The organism is Ruegeria sp. H4 (assembly GCF_056533065.1).
The window spans coordinates 1,048,447-1,065,350 of record NZ_JBQFOC010000001.1 but is presented as its reverse complement, the minus strand read 5'-3'; the positions used below and the strand labels follow the sequence as shown (position 1 = coordinate 1,065,350).

Below are 16,904 nucleotides of genomic sequence, written 5' to 3'. Positions count from 1 at the left end.
GTGGTCGTAATAAGAAGACAGACCCAAGAAATCAAGCATGGATTTGCGCAAAGCCCCAGGTTTTCCGGTCAGCCCTGGCTGCGCAACCACTCCATCACCGAAGGTCGAACAGATTGCTCGCCCCGGTGGCGTGCATCGGCGATGATCTTGCGCACCTCCTGAAGGTTCGAACGCAACATCAGGCTTTTCACAGGACCAATCGAGGCCGGACGCATCGACAAAGTCCGAATTCCCATCGCCGCCAAGCACAGGGCCTCAACGGGCCGACCTGCATCCTCACCGCAGAAACTGAGCGGCGTATCCGAGATATCGCAGCGTTCAACCACGCGTTCGATAAAGCTGAGGAAGCTGACATTCAGGGTGTCATACCGCCTGCGCACCAGCTCGTTTTCGCGATCGGCCGCAAAGAAGAACTGTTTCAGGTCGTTGCCACCGATTGAAATGAAATCGACTTCGTCAAAGAACTTCTGCGGCGCGAACCCCAAAGACGGCGTCTCGAGCATCGCACCGACTTCCAGCGTTTCGGGTAGCACATGACCCAGTCGCTTTTCCCGCTCGATGGTCTTATTGACCTCCCACCGGGCTTCACGAAACTCATCGGCTTGCGCGACAAAGGGGAACATAACCGTTAAGGGCCGCCCATTCGCCGCGCGGATCAGCGCCTGCAGCTGCATCCGCATGACGCCACGCTTATCCAGACCCACGCGGATCGCGCGCCAGCCAAGGGCCGGGTTTGGCTCGGCCACATGTTTCATATAGGGCAGCACTTTGTCCGAACCGATATCCAGCGTGCGGAACACCACGCGCTTTTCGCCAGCTGCATCCAGTACGCGCTGATATTGCGTAACAAGTTCAGACCGCTTCGGCATCTGATTGCGGACCAAGAACTGAAGCTCGGTCCGGAACAAGCCAACCCCTTCGGCCCCCGAATTATTCAGCGACGGCAGGTCTGCCATCAGACCCGCGTTCATCACCAGATTCATCCGTGCGCCGTCCTGTGTCACGCATGGTGTTTCACGGATCGAGGCATAGCGTTCCTGCGCTTTGGCCTGCATTGCGATCTTGTCGCGGAAGGCGCTGACCACCGTATCCTCGGGGCGCAGGTGCACAACACCTTGGTCGCCATCGACTAGGATATGATCCCCATTGAGCGCCTCGGTCGTGATGCGCCCCACATGGACAACCAATGGGATTGCCAAGGCACGTGCCACGATGGTCGCATGGCTGCCCACAGACCCTTCTTCCAGCACGATGCCTTTCAGCGAGCGGCCATATTCCAGCAGATCGCCAGGGCCAATATTGCGCGCAATTAGAATCGGATCCGGTGGCAGGTCTGAACTATCAGTTTTACCCTGCCCCGTCAGGATCCGCAGCAGACGGTTGGACAAATCATCCAGATCGGCCAGACGCTCTCGTAGATAAGGATCTGTAACCTGCCCCATACGGGCCCGCGCCTGCGACTGCTCTTTCTCAACCGCCGCCTCGGCGCTGAGGCCCAGCGCAATGTCTTCCTCCATCCGGCGCATCCAGCCTTTGGAATTCGCGAACATCCGGTAGGCTTCCAACACTTTCAGCTGGTCAGAATCCCCGCCCTGAGAAATCTCCAACATCTTGTCGACGCCAACGCGCAACTCTTCGACCGCCTCGACCAGCCGCTCACGCTCTCGATGTGGATCATCGGCAATCGGATTGGTGATTACAACGCGCGGCTCGTGCAGCCAGACATGCCCCTCGGCTGACCCTTCCTGCGCCGGTCCGCCCCGCAGCAGTACGGATTGCTGGTGCAATGGAGACAGCGCCGCACCTTCACCGACGAACGCGCCCAGCTCGGCCATTTCGGCCAACACCATGGCGACAACTTCCAGAGCGTAGACCTCATCAGCAGAATACTCGCGCGCCTCGCGCGACTGAACGACCAGTACGCCTAGGTTTTCGCCCAATCGCTGTATCGGAACACCCAGAAAAGACGAGAACCGTTCTTCACCGGTTTCCGGCATGTAGCGAAAACCTTTGGCCGATGGCGCGTCGGCGGTGTTCACGATCTTGCCAGACTTGGCTACACGACCGACCAGCCCTTCGCCCATCCGCATCCGCGTTTTATGAACCGCCTCGGGCGATAGGCCTTCGGTTGCGCAAAGTTCCAGCGTTTCCTCGTCTCGGAATAGATAGACCGAACACACCTCGGCCCGGATGCTATCGGCGATCAGATGAGTGATCCGGTCAAGCCGTTCCTGACCGGCGGCCTCGCTCGCCATTTCTTCGCGCAGCCGTCCCAGCAGCTTGCGGGATTCAGTTTCGGTGCCGTCCGCCATGGCCCACCCAAATTAGTGCGTCAGGCAAGACCTTTGGCTGAAATGCTCAGGCCGCCTTGTCCAGTTCAAAGGCATCATGCAGTGCCTGAACAGCAAGTTCCATGTATTTCCGATCCACAAGAACGGAAATTTTTATCTCAGAGGTTGTAATGACCTTAATGTTGATCCCCTCATCCGAGAGAATCTTGAACATCTTGGCCGCAACGCCGGATTGCGATCGCATACCGATTCCAACCACCGAGACCTTGCAGACGTCATTATCAGCAACCAGTTCGGCATAGTTCAGCTCACCCGCTTCCTTGATCGCCAGCAGCGCTTTTTCAGCGCGCGCAACCTGATCAGTCGGGCACGAGAAGGTCATGTCAGTGCGACCTTCGTCCGAGATATTCTGTACGATCATGTCGACATTGACGCCCTCATCGCTGAGCGCGGTAAAGATGATTGACGCGATCCCGGGGCGGTCGGCCACCGACACCACAGTCATCTTGGCTTCGTCGCGGGAATAGGCCACACCGGCCACAACATTGGATTCCATGATATCCTCCTCATCGCAGACCAGTGTGCCTGCATTGTCGGATTGTTCTTCGAAACTGGACAGCACCCGCAGGCGCACCTTATAGCGCATCGCCAACTCGACCGAGCGGGTCTGTAGAACCTTTGCGCCCAGTGAGGCCAGTTCCAGCATTTCCTCGAACGAGATTTTCTCAAGCTTGCGCGCCTTCTCGCAGATGCGCGGGTCGGTCGTGTAAACGCCATCCACATCCGTGTATATGTCACAGCGCTCGGCCTCGAAAGCGGCAGCAAAGGCCACAGCCGTCGTGTCTGAGCCACCCCGGCCCAGCGTTGTGATACGCCCTTCGGGGCTCAGGCCCTGAAACCCTGCGACAACCGCGACTTTCATGCCTTCCCCGAACTTCTGGTTCAGGTTGTCGGTCGGGATTTCTTCGATCCGCGCCGAGGAATGAGCACCATTGGTCAACAACGGAACCTGCCAACCCTGCCAACTGCGCGCCGGGATATCCATTTCCTGTAGAGTCAACGCCATCAGACCTGCGGTCACATTCTCGCCCGAGGAAACCACAGCGTCATATTCACGCGCATCGAACAGCGGTGAGGTTTCATTCACCCAGCCCACCAGTTCGTTGGTCTTGCCGGACATGGCCGAGACGATGACGATCACGTCATATCCCTTGGCCACCTCAACGCCCACACGCTTTGCCGCGCGGCGGATACGGTCAAGATTGGCAACCGATGTGCCTCCGAATTTCATCACGAGTACGGGCATGAGGCCAACTGTCTCCGTGCCTTGGGCTGTTAGTTCCGTGCCTCATATGCGAGGGGGGGATCAAGGGCAAGGGCGCAATCAGGCTTTGCCTGCGACCCAGGGCTGCTTTACAATCAGCGGGCACAGTGTCAGCCTGTCCTTCGCAATCATTCCAAGAGGTTATTTATGCTCCGCCTTGCCGCCGCCTTCGTCCTTCTGTCCTCTCCCGCCATTGCGCAGGTCGCAAGCGTGGCAGGAACCGATGGTCAGAACGCTTTGGGTACCGTCCCTTGCGCGGTCAATGCCGGTGACCCGCTGCAAAGCTGCAATGCGGAACTGCGCCGTCGCGATGATGGCAGCGCCACCCTGGCGGTGGCCTTGGGCAATGGCGAGGTGCGCAACATCTATTTCACCGATGGCGTGCCGGATTCCAGTAGTTCTCCTTCGAAACTCAGCTACGAAACACGCGGTGATCTGCTGATCATATTCATCGAACCCGGAGAGGTTTATGAACTGCCAAAGGCAGCGCTGAACGCTCAGTAAGCATGCGGCTGGCCATCATAGGTCTCAAAGCAACCGGTATTGTCCAATGAGAGCGCGTCAAAGCGTTTGATGAGGCCTGAAACGGCCTCATCCACGTGAATATCGGCTGACGATCCGCCCATATCCGTCTGCACCCAGCCCGGATGGTAAATCCCGACTGCAATGCCATCTGCCCTTAGATCGGTCGCCAGATTACGTCCCAGATTCAACGCTGCCGCCTTCGAAGCACGGTAGATATAACTGCCACCTGGCGCCCGCGAGTGTGATGCCATTTGTGATGAGAGAATTGCGATTTTGCCGCCAGCAGCCTTTAAATTTGGTAGCAAAGCCTGAATGGTTAGAAAAACACCGGTGACATTCGTCGCAAAGCTCTGTGCCCACATGTCTGCCGGATAGCCATCGAGGCCCTGACCCTTGTCAAGATAAACGCCTGCATTGCAGATCAGCAGATCCAGCGGTTGACCTTCTAGCTGCCGCGCCATCGCCTGATGATGCGCGTTGTCTGAGACATCCAACTGTATTTCAGCACTATTGTCGCGGGCCGTGCCGGTGACATTATGACCCTCAGCGCGATATTGATCCGCCAGAGCCTTTCCGATTCCGCGATTGGCTCCGGTAATCAGTAGATGCATGGATCAATTCGTCTTTCTGCTGGGCACAAAGGGCAACGGGGCGACGGGCACGCCATCTTCGATCAGCGCTTTCGCCTCATCTGGCTTAGCCTCGCCATAGATCGATCGTTCGGGCGCGTCGCCCAAATGCATCTTTCGGGCTTCGCTGGCAAAATCTTTACCAACATAGTCCGAGTTTTCCTCGACCTTGCGGCGCAGCTCGGCCAGCGCTTTCTCTATTTCAGGCGCGGGTGTCGCCACGCTGATCTCATCGGATCCTGAAGGCGCTGTTGCGTCGGGTTTGGGCGCGGCCTTACGTGCGGGACGTACCCGTGGTGTCATGATTGCTTTTTCCACTTGCGAACATCCGCAGACCGCACAGGTCACAAGGCCTGCGGCTGCCAGCTTGTCAAACGCTTCGGCTGACTGGAACCAACTGTCGAATGTGTGGCCTTCGACGCATTTCAACGCGTATTGAATCATTTTTCACCCAAAGAAGCGATGGCCGAATAGATACCGACCGGCAAGACAATATCAAGCCCTACAAAAGGATGATCAATGCAGGCCGGACTTTAAGCTGCGTAAAATGACGGCAAGCTCAGGCGAGGCCACCTTGGACGCTGCTTTTTTCAGCGAGCACCATTGCCGCTTGCGCTGCCCTTTTTCCGGAAACTCCTGTGCCAAGGATTTCACGTGCAGCGGATACACGTCGACCATACACAAAACCGGCCCTTTTCTGGGTCGCATCTTCACAAAAGGGAACTGTCCCAGCGATTGGTCACCGCATTTTCCGACAACACCTGCCTCTTCCCAGGCTTCCTGCGTAGCGGTTTCGGCCGCCGTCAATCCTGGCATCAGCCAGCCTTTGGGGATGATCCATCGCCGGGTTTGCCGTGTAGTGATCAACAGAACCTCCGGCCGACCCAGCTCAACCCGATAACATAAGGCAGCTGCTTGCGGTAAAATCGCAAGATTTTCCACACCATGCCATAGCTCGGATGAAAGCCGGGCGTTCATCGCGACAATCCCTTTCACAAGAGGTTCAAGCCTGTCTGTCAGGTCGCTGATTTTTGTCCTATTTTGCGAACCTGATAGTTTTTGATACCACATCATGCGATTCAAGCCAAGGTTGCTGGTCTCAGGCTACATCCTGGACGACAGCATCCGAACCAGTTGATCGTGCGGGATATCGGCATCAATCGCCAATCGGCGCAGACCAAAATGAACATGCGCGATCTGCTGATAATAACGGGTATAGATATAGTTTGTTCCGCCACCTGCGAGTGCCCCTAACACTGGCACAGACTGCGCAGCGAGTTTTTGCCCCAGAACAATCGATAGCCGCGGTGCAACCGCTGCGATCAAGCGCTGCATGGCTGGTCCGGTCAGCGTCAGGCGCACGGAAAAGAACCCCAGATCAGCCCCATCATCATATGACAATGGGCCTGCAGCCGACAAAACGCGAACGCAATCGAATTTGACGTTTTCCTCAGCCGGGTCAAAGCCTTCGCGCGCGGCCGCTCCCTGAATTGAGCGCAACAACATCGCAGTGGTTGCTGGCAGTTCGACCAATGACGTTGATAGGCCGCCAATACCACCTGCCGCGCCCATAGCGGTTGTGACAGCCGTGTTCACCCATGGCTCCTGATCCGGTACAGCGCGCCTTGAACCTTGCGCCGCCTGAATGGCTAGCCATAGAGCGCTCTCGGTCGCTCCGGTCAGGCCTTGACGTACGGGTTCAGGCAATTGGTCAATCAGGGATTCAGCCGACCCACCCAGTGCGTTCAGTAGTCGAACCCCGGCACCGCCCGCAGTTCTATAGTGCTGCGCCAAGCGGTCCAGCTCTGCCTCGGTATCTATGTCTTCAACAAGAACCACGTCCTGCATCTGATCCCTCCGTTCTTTGAACAGATCGGGGTTTGCAGTCAGAGTTTCAATAGGTCAGCGTGTCCATCTTGTGACGAAACCCGCCACATTAGCCCATCCGTCAGGGACTAAATCCAACCCGAGAATACGATCCGGGTTCGTTGGCGGTGGCATCTCGACACCTGTCAACCGGGCGAAGCCGAACCGAGAATAGTAAGGCTCGTCACCTACCAGCATGACGCGCTGCCATCCCAGATCGCGCCCGGCCTCGAGACCGGCGTGGATTAGATACCCGCCCAAACCTTCGCCTTGGTGCGTGGGGTGTACTGCGACTGGCCCCAATAGCAGCGCATCGTCTGTGCCGACATGGACCGGCCAGAACCGGATCGCACCCGCCAGAATTCCCTGCCCATCGCGCGCGACCAAAGAGAGCCCGGAAACAGGCGGAACATCGTCGCGTAAGCGATAGGAAGACAGCGCTTCGCGCCCCGGTGCAAAGCACAGGTCATAAAGGGCTTCAACCTCCCACCAATCGTCCGGCTCTTCCGGCCTGATCCCGAATTGCTGCACGCCTGCCCTCTTTTCCTTGCTGGCATTCGCCCTAGCACTTCGATACGCCTGGGGCAAACGCTTGGAGACAATATGTTCTATCGCCCCGAAGACGGCCACGGACTGCCGCATAATCCATTCAACGCCATCGTCACCCCACGCCCGATCGGGTGGATATCAACGCGCAGTGCTGATGGGATCAACAATCTGGCCCCTTACTCCTTCTTCAACGCTGTCGCCTATAACCCGCCGCAGGTTATGTTCGCCTCAACGGCGTCTAAGCCGGATCAGGATGGAACCAAAGACAGCGTTGCTAATATCGAAGCAACCGGTGTGTTCTGCGTGAACATTGTGGCTCAGGCCCATCAGGATGCCATGAACGCAAGCTCGGCCGCACTACCGAAAGACACGGATGAGTTTCACCATGCGGGCCTCACGCCGGAAGAATGCGAAACCATCCCCTGTGCGCGGGTCGCCAATGCCCCGGCGGCGCTTGAATGCAAACTGACCCAGATCGTCACCCTGCCAGGCGAAGCAAACCGGGTTGTTTTTGGCGAGGTCATCGGCGTGCATTTGCGCGATGACTGTATGAAGGATGGCAAGTTCGACGTGACCTCGTTTCAACCCCTGGCACGACTTGGATACCGCGACTATTCCGTGGTGTCCGAAGTGTTCAGCCTATCTAGGCCCGATGAGTAATGCCCCTGCCCCACGCCTCACGCCGATACCCGGTGACCCTGCCCAATGGAACCGAACATCCGGGGACTGTGTTCCTGAACCAGGCCATTGATCATCCTTGCATTGAAGCAGGTGACTACAGCTATGCCTCGGATTTCGACGCGCCAACGGATTGGGCCGCTCGCCTGGCTCCGTTTCTATTTCCGTTTTCCCGCGAACGACTCGTGATTGGTAAGTTCTGTCAGTTCGCCCACGGTGTTCGATTCATAACGTCATCTGCCAACCATGCGATGGATGGGGTGACGTGCTATCCCTTCCCGGTTTTTGATCCCGAGAAGCTGTTGGAGTATCAGCCAGACACGCGAGACACCGTAATCGGCAATGATGTCTGGATCGGTTACGGTGCCCTGATCCTGCCGGGCGCGAGGATAGGGGACGGGGCGATCATTGGTGCCGGATCGGTGGTGCGCGGCACGATCCCGCCATATGGCATCGCAACGGGTAACCCTGCCGAGGTTCGGAAGTTTAGGTTTCCGTCCGACATCATCGAGCGGTTGCTTGCCTTGGAGTGGTGGAATTGGCCCGCCGAACAGATCAAGCGCGCCGAAGATGCGCTGATTTCAGGCGATGTTGATGCCTTGGAACGTATCGCGCACTAAGGAAAGGCGGCCACCATGGCCGCCTTTTGGGATCAGTGGCCGCCCAGAATTCCGGTTCGCACAGAGTAGTCGACAGCCAGACCGTAATCCGGGTCATCATCGCTATCGACCATCAGGTGACCGGCCTTGTTGAGCAGCCTGTGGCAGTCTCGGCTGAGATGGCGCAACATGACGCGTTTGCCGGCAGCCTCGTATTTACCAGCGATGTTTTCGATGGCCTGCAAGGCTGATTGATCCACCACCCGGCTTTCTGCAAAGTCAACAATCACGGTGTCAGGGTCGTTTGATACATCAAACAATTCAACGAAACCGTCAGACGATCCGAAAAACAGCGGGCCTTGGATTTCATAAACCTTAGCACCTTTTTCAGTCTCCGAGTCGCGCGTGATAGCATGGATGCGCTTTGCGTTGTTCCACGCATAGGCCAGCGCTGAGACGATCACGCCAACAACCACCGCAACCGCGAGGTCTTCCATCACCGTCACAACCGTGACCAGCACGATGACGAAGGCATCCGTCAACGGCACCTTCCGCATGATCTTGAACGAGTTCCAGGCGAAGGTGCCGATCACCACCATGAACATCACGCCAACCAGTGCGGCCAGCGGGATTTGTTCGATCAAAGGCGAGGCAAATAGGATAAAGATTAGCAGGAACAAAGCCGCAGCGATCCCTGCAATCCGCGTGCGGCCGCCGGATTTTACGTTAATCATCGACTGCCCGATCATCGCGCAGCCGCCCATGCCGCCAAAAAAACCAGTTACGATATTCGACGCGCCTTGTGCGATACATTCCTGCGAGGCTCCACCGCGTTTGCCAGTGATCTCGCCCACCAGGTTCAGGGTCAGCAGGGATTCGATCAAGCCAATGGCCGCCAGAATAACAGCGTAGGGTAGAATGATCTCAAAGGTTTCCCAGTTCAGCGGAACCATCGGAATGTGGAAAGCGGGCAGGCCACCCTCGATTGACGCCAAATCGCCAACGCGCGGAACATCCAGACCCAAACCGATCACAAGCGCCGCAACGACCAGAATACCAGCCAGAGGCGCAGGGATGATGCGCGTGATGCGCGGCATCACCCAGATCACCGCCATGGTCAGCGCCACAAGACCCAGCATGGTGTAAAGCTGAAGTCCCGACAGCCATTCACCGCCGCTCATACCGTGGCCGGTATTTTCCATGGTTCCGGGCACTTTGAACTGACCCATCTGGGCCAAAAAGATCACGATGGCCAGACCGTTCACAAAGCCCAGCATCACCGGATGCGGCACAAGGCGAATGAAGCGGCCCCAGTGCATCGCACCTGCGATGACCTGCAAGATGCCCATCAGAACAACGGTCGCGAACAGATATTCCACCCCATGCTGCGCCACCAAGGCCACCATGACCACCGCCAGAGCACCCGTTGCACCCGAAATCATACCGGGGCGGCCACCGATCAGGGCGGTGATTAGACCGACTAGGAAGGCCGCGTAGAGGCCCACAAGCGGATGAACGCCCGCAACAAACGCAAAAGCCACGGCTTCCGGAACCAACGCCAGCGCAACGGTCAGACCCGACAACAGCTCGATCCGCAGGCGCGAGACGGTCAACCCCTCATCTGGTACCCAACGCAGATCGGGTTTGGCTATACGGTTGGCAAAGCTTGCCAGCATGGCTCGGGGCATGGGACGGTCCTGTGGGTCGTTATGTTCGCGCGAAAGGGGCCTTCTACCGGGTAAGCCCTGGCTGAGATACCGCATTATCGGGAACCCGCTATGCGCTAGGCGCATGGCTTGGTAAGGTTTGCCCGGTGTTGCACACAAACAGTTGACTGCACTTGCCAATTCGCGCGCCGCCCCGCAGAAATCGGGTATCAGAAATTCGCATCGGAGGCCGAACGTGACCCAAACCAAAATCGCCGTCATCGGAGGATCGGGCATTTATGACATCGATGGGCTGGAAAATGCAGAATGGGTCACGGTTGATACCCCTTGGGGTGCCGCCTCGGATCAGATCCTTACCGGATCGCTGAACGGCGTCGAGATGGCCTTTCTACCTCGTCACGGACGTGGGCACGTGCATTCACCAACCGAGGTGCCCTATCGTGCGAATATCGACGCTCTGAAGCGTCTAAAGGTGACTGATGTCATCTCGGTCTCGGCCTGCGGTTCGTTTCGGGAACACATGGCACCCGGAGATTTCGTGATCGTCGATCAGTTCATCGACCGGACCTTTGCGCGTGATAAAAGTTTTTTTGGCACAGGCTGCGTTGCCCATGTCAGCGTTGCCCACCCAACTTGCCCGCGCCTAAGCGATGCGTGTGAGACAGCTGGCAAGGCCGCAGGCATCACCATCCATCGCGGCGGTACTTATCTGGCGATGGAGGGGCCTCAGTTCTCGACCCTAGCCGAATCCAAGATGTATCGCGAGCAATGGGGTTGTGATGTAATTGGAATGACCAATATGCCCGAGGCGAAGCTCGCCCGTGAAGCCGAACTTTGTTATGCCTCGATTGCGATGGTCACGGATTATGATAGCTGGCACCCAGACCATGGCGAGGTCGATGTCACCGCAATCATCGCGACCCTGACCGGCAATGCCGAGAAAGGCCGGGCGCTGGTCAAAGGCTTGCCCGCTCTGTTAGGGGCTGAGCGCGCACCCTGCCCGCATGGCTGCGACAGGGCGCTGGAATATGCGATCCTAACAGCCCCAGAGAAGCGTGATCCTGCCTTGCTGTCCAAGCTAGATGCGGTGGCAGGCCGGGTACTTTAGGCTATCAATGCCGTTTCGATCACGCCAACCTGGCTATTCGATGCGCACCAGTTCCCAATCGGCTTTCTTTCGCGTCAACCAGCTGATCCTAAGCACCTGATGTTTGGGCGCAGTCTTCACACACAGCGCACCGCAATCCTTTGGGATAATGCTGGAGCGTGACAATTGCACAAGTGCGGGCTGATCCGGAGTGTCCCGATCAAAATAGACCATATCTACGATGAACACAGACTGATCCGGCATCCGCACATGCTCGATCACGCGGTCCAGACAACTTTGTTCCAGCTTTGAATTCAGTTCATCGCTGCGATAGATCTTGTTGAACTCCCAGACGACATCTGCGTCCTCCAGGTTCATGCCAGTCAGAATCTTCTCGCCAACAAACTGTCCAACTTGCGAAATCGCATCATTCAGGCCTTTTCCCCATTCGTTGATGCCAGCAAAACTGACCGGTGCGATCGGGTAGTCATCCGCCACATGCAACGTGCACAGCTTGATCGACGCAAATTCTCCTGTCGAGTGATCAAACGCATATGCATCACCCGGTTTTGGGCTGCCCAGCCAATTGGCCGGGATACTGTTCCGATCATAGCGCAAGTCAGCCTCGTCCGCGTCAAGGATCAAGGGTGCGCAGAACGAAAACACCGCGATTATTCCCGCCACAACCACCAAGTAGACCGCGCGCTTGCGTAGGGTTTCCAGTACAGATGACAGTTTCATGGCTGCACCGTGGGGCAGCATAAATTACCTCCGCAGTCCGAGTATCCCTCGGGACAGCCATCAGCAGCAACATGTTCTGGAACAAACAAAGTCAGGAGCAAAAGCCCCACTGCAAAACGTTTCATACTAAAATCTCCACCTTAAAATAGGAGGCTAATTTAGCATATGTGTAGACAATAGGCGAATCTTGCCCAAACCTGGCTTGGTTTGGCGGGGTTCTTCAGGTTGACTTTGGGGCTAGTAGAGCCCTAGCTGATGCCATTGCTTTCAGAAATAGGTTGATACATGTCCCTAGACCTCTGGCTGGCTTTCGTTGCCGCATCCACCGCCCTGCTTCTTATTCCAGGACCGACCGTTCTGCTTGTGCTCAGCTACGCTCTGTCCAAAGGGCGCAGCGTGGCGGTGGCTTCGGCGACCGGGGTGGCTTTGGGCGATTTGATTGCCATGACAGCATCGCTGTTGGGCTTGGGCGCTTTGGTGCTGGCGTCGGCCACGCTCTTTTCCATTCTGAAGTGGATCGGCGCAGCCTATCTGGTTTGGCTTGGGATCAAGCTGCTGCGCAGCGCGCCGTCCGGCGGGCTAGCCCCGGTGGAAACGGGCCGCGATGTCACTACGCGCAGCGTTTTTGGACACGCCGCCGCTGTCACGGCCCTGAACCCGAAATCCATCGCGTTCTTCATCGCCTTTGTGCCACAGTTCATACGCCCCACAGACCCGCTGGGTCCTCAGTTTGTCATCCTGATCGCTACTTTCGTCGGCCTCGCCGCGCTGAATGCACTGGCCTATGCGTTGCTGGCAGATCGGTTGCGAATGATGGTGGGACGCGTAGGTGTGATCACTGCCCTGACACGGTTCGGAGGGGTCGCGTTGATCGGAATGGGGCTGGCGACCGCTGTCTTGCGCCGCCCAGCCTAGGCTAGTCTTCGGCGTTTTCTTTCATGAAACCGCGAATGAAGCGGCGAATTTCGCGTGCGGCCGAGGTGTCCAGCTCTTTGCACAGCTCAACAAATGCATCGCGTTCATCCTTATCCAGACGCAGCACTAACTGACTGTTTTTCTTAGTAGAACCTTTACCGTCTTTCTTCGCCACGCGTCTTATTCCCGTCAAAACCTTGATTCTCTACGCGATGCAATGTATATACACAGCATAGAGGTTGTAGATATCGTGCACCTAACAATAAAAAAAGGATTATGGCAATGAACCTTCATACCGCCCAAGCATTTCTTTTGCGAGATCAGCGCAATTGGCGCAAACCACACCTGTCGTGGCTGCCGGCTGCTTTGTACCGCTACTACAGCCTGCCAAACGCCGTTTCTAAAAGCCGCAAATAGGCACAATCGCGCAGTCTTTTCTTGCATGGTTAGCCCTGATAGGCCAAACACCGCCGGGTGTTTTGTCGCCAAAGGGTTGCCTCATGTCCAGAACCAAAACGGTCAAAGATTACATCCGGACCATCGTCGATTTCCCGCATGAAGGGATCATGTTCCGCGATGTGACGACCCTGTTTGCCGACCCACGTGGCTTTCGCATGGCCATCGACCAAATGCTGCACCCTTACGCAGGTGAGCGCATTGATAAAGTCGTCGGGCTTGAAGCGCGAGGGTTCATTTTGGGCGGCGCAATTGCGCATCAGCTGAGCGTTGGATTTGTGCCCATTCGCAAAAAGGGCAAGCTGCCTGGCACCACAATCAGTCAGGACTACAAGCTGGAATACGGCGAGGCCATTGTCGAAATTCACGATGATGCCATCCAACCGGGTGAGAAAATCCTAGTCGTCGACGATCTGCTGGCTACCGGCGGCACCGCTGCTGCCGGGATCAAGTTGATCGAACGGTTGGGGGGCGAGATCGTCTCGTGCTCGTTCATTATCGACCTGCCCGAACTTGGCGGCCGGAAAGTGCTGGAAGAGATGGGAATGGATGTGCATGTTCTGTGTGAGTTCGAAGGGCTCTGACCCGAAAGAAATCACTTATTTTTGAGTGGAAATTTGAAATGGCGCGGGCTTAGCCCGGGTAAGGCAGTTTTCAAGCCAATTCTTTGCACGTTTGCTGTGATCTTTTTCCTTAGCTGACCGTATCCCGTGTGATGCTACTGAGAGCATCCCAATTTAGGGAGACTACGTTATGTTCCGCAAATTCGCCGCCGCAAGTGTTGCAACAATCCTTTTCAGCACCTCGGCCATGGCCGATGGCCACGGCAAAGACATCGTGGACACCGCTGTCGCCGCTGGCAGCTTTGAAACACTCGTTGCTGCTGTGCAAGCCGCCGAACTGGTTGAAACGCTGAAAGGCGAAGGCCCGTTCACCGTGTTTGCCCCAACAGATGAGGCCTTTGCGGCCCTGCCCGAGGGCACTGTTGCAGACCTGCTGAAGCCGGAAAACAAAGACCAACTGGTGGCAGTTCTGACTTATCACGTTGTTCCGGGCAAAGTGATGTCTGGCGATCTGTCTGACGACATGACGGCAGCCACCGTTCAAGGCGGCGATATCACCATCGATCTGGATTCGGGCGTAATGGTCAATGACGCAAATGTGGTTCAGGCCGACATTGAAACGTCAAACGGCGTCATCCACGTCATCGACAAGGTGATCCTGCCGGCGTCGTAAGCGACTTTGGATCACGGCCCGGTTATACCTGGGCCGTGATCATGCCTTGAGAACCGCGCCAGGGTTCATGATCCCTTTAGGGTCCATAGCGGCCTTGATCGTACGCATTGCAGACAATTTGGCTGGGTCGGAAAACCGTTCCAGATCATCGGTCTTCAAGCGCCCGACGCCATGTTCTGCACTCACTGAGCCCTCAAACGCATGGACGAGCTCGTGAACGGCCTGTTTGACCACCATGCGATCTTCTGCAAAGTCCGAACGGTTTTGTCCCTTGGGAGGAAACACGTTGTAGTGCAGGTTGCCATCCCCCAGATGACCAAAACAATTGATACGAAACGGTCCCAATGCACTGATGATCTCGGCCCCGTGCTGGATGAACTCAGGGATTGCCGAGATCGGTACGGAAATGTCGTGGCTGGACACCGACCCAATCAGGCGATTGGCTTCGGGAATACGTTCACGAACAGCCCAAAGCTCCTGGCGTTGTGTTTCGCTTTGCGCCACCACCCCGTCATCGACCAAACCCCTTGCGTTTGCGGTACTGAACAAGGCCTCCAGCGCCTCAATGGGATCCTGCCCCTTCGGCAGCCCCAATTCGATCAAAACCGACCAATCCGGCGCGGTTTCAAAGGGCTGGCGTACATCCGGCAAAACCTCTGCCAGAAAGTCAAACCCCTGCCGATGGACCAGTTCGAATGTGCTGACCACCTCGCCCACCTGATCCAGCGCTACGGCGAGCAAGTCAATCGCAGCCGCGGGGGAGGCCACCTGAAACATCGCCGTCCCAGTTGCCGCGGGTTGCGGATACAGCTTCAGTGACGCCGCCGTAATGATCCCCAACGTTCCTTCGGACCCGATCAGAAGGTTGCGCAGATCATAACCGGTATTGTCCTTCCGCAATCGGCTAAGACCATGCCAGATCTCTCCACTTGGCAATACGGCTTCAAGACCAAGACACAGATCGCGGGCGTTCCCATAGCGCAGCACATTGACGCCGCCCGCATTGGTCGCAAGGTTGCCACCAATCCGGCAAGAGCCCTGCGCGGCCAGCGATAAGGGAAACAATCGATCCACCGCCTCAGCTGTGGCTTGAACATCCGACAGAATGGCACCTGCTTCGACAATCATGACGTTTTCCGTGGGATAGACCTCTCGGATCGCAGTCATGCGTTCCAACGATATCAACAGCGGTGCTGGGCCATCGCTCATCACCTGCCCGCCAACCAAACCTGTGCCACCACCAAAGGGCAGTACGGCAACCGCCTCATCAGACGCCAAGCGGACAAGCGCGGATACCTCTTCTACTGTGCGCGGCAATGCCAGCAGCCCCGCCTGCCCGGTAAATCGGCCGCGTGGTTCTTCCAGATACCGCTCTGCGATCGGGCGCAGCACATCAATGCCCACAGAGGCCCGGATCAGGTCCGCAATTCGCTCATCGGCAGAGTTCAGGGTCATAGGTTCTACTTGCCCAAGGTGCGCAGCACCCACAAGCCTTATTCCAGATCAATCAGATATTCCGGTTCAAGCACCACGACGGTTGGCCGATCCGGCAACGAGCGCAGCGAGACGGTGATCTCTGATACCCCCTCGCGCACAACCGGGAAATCATCCCGGATATCCACCAGGAAACGATCCAGCGAGAAACCGGAAAACCAATGCATAGGAATGATGACCGAGCTTTCCAGCCGCTTCAGAACCGCAATCATATCCGGCAAAGGCATGGTCGTGCCCCCATCCACGGCAGCCATGACCACATCCAGCCGCCCAAGGGCCGCAAATTGCGCGTCTGATGGTACATGGTGCAGATGCCCCAAATGGCCGATGCAAAGGCCCTCGACTTCGAACACAAAGATAGAATTCCCCCGCTCTTCAACCCCGCCATAGGCAGACCGAATATCGGTAGAAACATTCCGCACAAGCAATTCACCCAGATCAAGGTGATGATCAATGCCCTGACCAAATTCCCCCCATCCCGGCAGGACATGCGGGATTGCAGGATCAGGGTTTGCCGTCCAATGCGTGCTATGCGCATGGTTCATTGTGACGACGTCCGGGATCAGATCGGCGCCACCGATGAAACCAGTGAAATCTGTGACAGCGTTCAAGCCGCCTCGCGTTTGGATCAAAAACGACGCATGCGCCACATAGCTGATCCGCACCGAATACTCCGGCACAGGGTCCTGCCAGGCGGCCTTGTAGACATATTCAATTCCAGGTGCCGCATCAGCGATGGCGATGCAATGGCTTGGCCGCCGCTCCTGCGCAACCGCCCCACTTGAGATTACCATCAATGCTGCAACAAACCAGCGCATGGTCCAACTGTAGCGCAGAACGCCACCAA

Annotated in this window: 19 protein-coding genes; 7 read left to right on the top strand and 12 right to left on the bottom strand. The window is 56.8% G+C overall.

All coding sequences use genetic code 11. The features are described 5' to 3' along the window. Nucleotides 1–68 precede the first annotated feature (68 nt). Both ptsP and ACR0KG_RS05370 read right to left on the bottom strand, forming a co-directional pair. Nucleotides 69–2,312, bottom strand: a complete 2,244-nt coding sequence (ptsP, locus tag ACR0KG_RS05375) for a phosphoenolpyruvate--protein phosphotransferase (RefSeq protein WP_480826689.1) — start codon at nt 2,310–2,312, stop codon at nt 69–71. Between the two features lie 46 nt (nt 2,313–2,358). Continuing rightward, nucleotides 2,359–3,597, bottom strand: a complete 1,239-nt coding sequence (locus tag ACR0KG_RS05370) for an aspartate kinase (RefSeq protein ID WP_480826688.1) — start codon at nt 3,595–3,597, stop codon at nt 2,359–2,361. Nucleotides 3,598–3,762: 165 nt separating this feature from the next. Between ACR0KG_RS05370 and ACR0KG_RS05365 the strand changes: the two genes are divergently transcribed. Further along, the gene (locus tag ACR0KG_RS05365) at nt 3,763–4,119 is read left to right on the top strand and encodes a hypothetical protein (RefSeq protein WP_480542096.1); all 357 of its coding nucleotides are present in this window, start codon (nt 3,763–3,765) and stop codon (nt 4,117–4,119) included. Here the strand turns inward: ACR0KG_RS05365 and ACR0KG_RS05360 are convergent. The 5 genes from ACR0KG_RS05360 to ACR0KG_RS05340 form a co-directional block, all read right to left on the bottom strand. Beyond that, nucleotides 4,113–4,751, bottom strand: a complete 639-nt coding sequence (locus ACR0KG_RS05360; protein WP_480826687.1) for an SDR family NAD(P)-dependent oxidoreductase — start codon at nt 4,749–4,751, stop codon at nt 4,113–4,115. The genes ACR0KG_RS05365 and ACR0KG_RS05360 overlap by 7 nt on opposite strands. A gap of 3 nt (nt 4,752–4,754) precedes the next feature. Continuing rightward, entirely contained in the window at nt 4,755–5,213 is a 459-nt protein-coding gene (locus ACR0KG_RS05355) for a DUF1178 family protein (protein ID WP_480542092.1), read from the bottom strand. 72 nt (nt 5,214–5,285) lie between these two features. Further along, nucleotides 5,286–5,747: an NUDIX hydrolase gene (locus ACR0KG_RS05350; RefSeq protein ID WP_480826686.1), complete on the bottom strand. Its 462-nt coding sequence runs from the start codon at nt 5,745–5,747 to the stop codon at nt 5,286–5,288. A 126-nt stretch (nt 5,748–5,873) separates the two neighbouring features. Beyond that, complete coding sequence (locus ACR0KG_RS05345) at nt 5,874–6,617, bottom strand: EcsC family protein (RefSeq protein WP_480826685.1); 744 nt, start codon at nt 6,615–6,617, stop codon at nt 5,874–5,876. A 54-nt stretch (nt 6,618–6,671) separates the two neighbouring features. Then, complete coding sequence (locus tag ACR0KG_RS05340; protein ID WP_480826684.1) at nt 6,672–7,166, bottom strand: GNAT family N-acetyltransferase; 495 nt, start codon at nt 7,164–7,166, stop codon at nt 6,672–6,674. A 72-nt stretch (nt 7,167–7,238) separates the two neighbouring features. Between ACR0KG_RS05340 and ACR0KG_RS05335 the strand changes: the two genes are divergently transcribed. Together ACR0KG_RS05335 and ACR0KG_RS05330 are read left to right on the top strand one after the other, a co-directional pair. Further along, nucleotides 7,239–7,844, top strand: coding sequence for a flavin reductase family protein (locus tag ACR0KG_RS05335; RefSeq protein ID WP_480826683.1), 606 nt, complete (start codon nt 7,239–7,241; stop codon nt 7,842–7,844). Then, nucleotides 7,844–8,482, top strand: coding sequence for a CatB-related O-acetyltransferase (locus ACR0KG_RS05330; protein ID WP_480546479.1), 639 nt, complete (start codon nt 7,844–7,846; stop codon nt 8,480–8,482). The genes ACR0KG_RS05335 and ACR0KG_RS05330 overlap by 1 nt, the downstream gene beginning before the upstream one ends. A 32-nt stretch (nt 8,483–8,514) precedes the next feature. On the opposite strand, the gene ACR0KG_RS05325 is transcribed toward ACR0KG_RS05330, so the two are convergent. Continuing rightward, a complete protein-coding gene (locus tag ACR0KG_RS05325; RefSeq protein WP_480546477.1) occupies nt 8,515–10,149 on the bottom strand; it encodes a SulP family inorganic anion transporter in 1,635 nt (544 codons plus the stop codon). 214 nt (nt 10,150–10,363) lie between these two features. Here ACR0KG_RS05325 and ACR0KG_RS05320 point away from each other — a divergent pair, with 214 nt between their 5' ends. Beyond that, on the top strand, nt 10,364–11,236 hold the full coding sequence (locus ACR0KG_RS05320; protein WP_480546476.1) for an S-methyl-5'-thioadenosine phosphorylase: 873 nt from the start codon (nt 10,364–10,366) through the stop codon (nt 11,234–11,236). A gap of 33 nt (nt 11,237–11,269) precedes the next feature. Here the strand turns inward: ACR0KG_RS05320 and ACR0KG_RS05315 are convergent, their stop codons facing one another. Continuing rightward, complete coding sequence (locus ACR0KG_RS05315; RefSeq protein WP_480826682.1) at nt 11,270–11,977, bottom strand: hypothetical protein; 708 nt, start codon at nt 11,975–11,977, stop codon at nt 11,270–11,272. Between the two features lie 264 nt (nt 11,978–12,241). Between ACR0KG_RS05315 and ACR0KG_RS05310 the strand changes: the two genes are divergently transcribed. After that, nucleotides 12,242–12,871 (top strand): LysE family translocator, encoded by a 630-nt coding sequence (locus ACR0KG_RS05310; protein ID WP_480546473.1) that lies wholly within the window; start codon nt 12,242–12,244, stop codon nt 12,869–12,871. 1 nt (nt 12,872) lies between these two features. Here ACR0KG_RS05310 and ACR0KG_RS05305 read toward each other — a convergent pair whose 3' ends face one another. Further along, nucleotides 12,873–13,046, bottom strand: coding sequence for a hypothetical protein (locus ACR0KG_RS05305; protein ID WP_170354960.1), 174 nt, complete (start codon nt 13,044–13,046; stop codon nt 12,873–12,875). A 325-nt stretch (nt 13,047–13,371) separates the two neighbouring features. On the opposite strand from ACR0KG_RS05305, the gene ACR0KG_RS05300 reads away from it, so the two are divergent. Both ACR0KG_RS05300 and ACR0KG_RS05295 read left to right on the top strand, forming a co-directional pair. Further along, nucleotides 13,372–13,911 (top strand): adenine phosphoribosyltransferase, encoded by a 540-nt coding sequence (locus ACR0KG_RS05300; RefSeq protein ID WP_353013691.1) that lies wholly within the window; start codon nt 13,372–13,374, stop codon nt 13,909–13,911. A gap of 169 nt (nt 13,912–14,080) precedes the next feature. Then, a complete protein-coding gene (locus ACR0KG_RS05295; protein ID WP_480542072.1) occupies nt 14,081–14,563 on the top strand; it encodes a fasciclin domain-containing protein in 483 nt (160 codons plus the stop codon). Between the two features lie 39 nt (nt 14,564–14,602). Here the strand turns inward: ACR0KG_RS05295 and ACR0KG_RS05290 are convergent, their stop codons facing one another. Beyond that, on the bottom strand, nt 14,603–16,018 hold the full coding sequence (locus tag ACR0KG_RS05290) for an FAD-binding oxidoreductase (protein ID WP_480826681.1): 1,416 nt from the start codon (nt 16,016–16,018) through the stop codon (nt 14,603–14,605). Between the two features lie 38 nt (nt 16,019–16,056). Beyond that, the gene (locus ACR0KG_RS05285; RefSeq protein ID WP_480826680.1) at nt 16,057–16,875 is read right to left on the bottom strand and encodes an MBL fold metallo-hydrolase; all 819 of its coding nucleotides are present in this window, start codon (nt 16,873–16,875) and stop codon (nt 16,057–16,059) included. Between the last annotated feature and the right edge of the window lie 29 nt (nt 16,876–16,904).